The following is a 2,228-nucleotide window of genomic DNA, read 5'->3' as shown; positions in this document are numbered from 1 at the left end:
TTTATAATTTCCTAATCAACAAAAAAAAACGGCAGCTTAAGCCACCGCTTTCCTTTCTATTCTCGATACCGTCATGCCTGTAAAGCCAGCTGCCAACGTTAAAACCGGAGACAGCAGACAAAAGAACGCAAAAGGCACATACTCTATTGTGTTTACACCAAGCACTCCGCTAAGAAAGACCCCGCACACACTCCATGGGACGAGTGGGTTGATGACCGTTCCTGCATCCTCCAGAACCCGTGATAGGTTTTTCGCCTGAAGTCCCGCTTTTTCGAAATGTCCTGCGAAAGTGTTTCCTGTTAACAAAATGGAAAGGTATTGTTCGCCGATTATAAAATTTATCCCAATGGCAGACAATGCTGCTGAACCAATCAGGACAGGGACTTTCCTCAGACTTGCCGTAAGTCCCTGCAGTAGAGCAGGCAGGACCCCTAGTTTGAACAATAAGCCCCCCATACTCAGGGCTAGCAGTACAAGCGAGACAGAAAATAACATACTTTCAATCCCTCCACGAGACAACAGTGAATCGAGTTGTTCGTTACCGCTCTTTGATTGGTAGCCTGAGTATAAAATACCCGGCAGCATACCCCATTCAGATCTTTCAACCACCAGCAGGCTGATTCCCATTGCAGAAAAGGTTCCAGCACCGAGTGTCAATATCGAAGATACCTTCTTTACTGCAAGGACACCGATTAGTATTAGAGGAATAAGAGAGTACCAGTGTACAAGATTCATGTCGGTAAGGGCCTTTTGCAAACCATTCAGTTTGCTGTAATCGGCTGATCCGATCTCCGGAGACATCCCGGCAAATAAAAGTAATGAAATAAAGAATGCTGGTACAGTAGTCCATGCCATATTTTTAATGTGATCGAATAACTCAACCTTGACTGTGGAAGATGCGAGTACAGTTGTATCTGAGAGCGGGGACATTTTATCTCCCAAAAAAGCTCCAGATACAACAGCACCTGCAGTGATGGCTGATGAAAAACCGAGCGTATCACTTACTGCGATAAAAGCAACCCCAATGACAGCAGACGTAGTCAGAGAACTTCCAATGCTTAAGCCAACGATGGATGTTACAAGAAATACAATGGCATAAAACCATTTTCCGGACACAAGCTCAAACGCCAGATATATTAATGTGGGAATGGTTCCAGAAGCAATCCAGCTGCTGACAAGCATGCCAATGAAAAAGAAAATCATGACTGCTCCTAGTCCTGCTTTTGCTCCTTCAATCATGCTGCTTTCGAGTTCAATAATTTTTACTTTCTTGAACAATCCGTAAACGATCAGAGCACCAATTGCGAGCATGACCGGTATATGTGGTACTAGTTCTAACTTGATCATTCCATAACTTATACCTGACAATAAAAGCAGGATTACGGCAAAAGCTTCCGATGTTTTTAACGAGATTGCAGGCTGGTGATTTAACATGTTGATTCCTCCAATTAGCTGAAATACAAATAGCTCCTTTTCATCTAGGGACGAAGGAGCTCCGCGGTACCACCCTAATTGGCAAACAAACATGCCTGCCCACTTCATTCATAGTGCCATCAATCGACAGCTGTATTTCAAATTTGCCACTGCCTGGATTTCCAGCAACCATCCAGTCTCTTTCTGCTGCCCATGACAATTCTACTTTTTTCTGTCAACACTATACTATTTTACTTTTTCACTTAAACGCTTTTATGCATAAAAGCGTTGATGTGTAATAACAATATAATATTTTACTATTAAAATGTCAAGAAAAAATCTGCCTTTTTAAAAGTCAGATTTCATTGAAAGACAGATTTCATTCACGTTTATATTCTTATATCAAGTTTTCCGTATATTTGTAATGCCGGTATATAAGATTATCTTATACCTGCCGCTGCGTAAGATGTATGTAAGCTAGGCTTCCCAATATAAAATCCCTGTGCAAGATCGATGCCAATCTTTTGGCAATACTCCATTTCTTCCTTTCTTTCAATTCCTTCTGCAAGTACCGTAATATCAAGTTTATTTGCCAATTCTATGACTCTTGTTAAAAACTCCTGGTTCTCTGCAACCTCGTCGCAATAATGAATATACTGTCGATCGATTTTTACATAATCAGGGTTCAGCATCTCGAGTACTTCCAGGGTAGAAAAACCTGTTCCAACATCATCAAGGGCAACCTTCATGCCTTGCCTTTTATATGTATTCAAGACGTTCTTTAGGTGCTGGATATCTTCGATTTTTTCTGATTC

At 41.3% G+C, this 2,228-nt stretch carries 2 protein-coding genes; both read right to left on the bottom strand.

The window, feature by feature from the left end; translation table 11 throughout:
* Positions 1 to 36 precede the first annotated feature (36 nt).
* The gene (locus tag V7201_RS11520) at positions 37 to 1,434 is read right to left on the bottom strand and encodes a Na+/H+ antiporter NhaC family protein (protein ID WP_335376876.1); all 1,398 of its coding nucleotides are present in this window, start codon (positions 1,432 to 1,434) and stop codon (positions 37 to 39) included.
* 419 nt (positions 1,435 to 1,853) lie between these two features.
* The coding region (locus tag V7201_RS11515) for an EAL domain-containing protein (protein ID WP_335376875.1) at positions 1,854 to 2,228 on the bottom strand (375 nt) is incomplete at its 5' end.

It is taken from the genome of Bacillus sp. JJ1122, from assembly GCF_036964885.1.
GTDB lineage: Bacteria > Bacillota > Bacilli > Bacillales > Cytobacillaceae > Mesobacillus.
The sequence above is the reverse complement of the archived record's forward strand: the minus strand, read 5'-3'. Positions and strand labels throughout refer to the sequence as shown.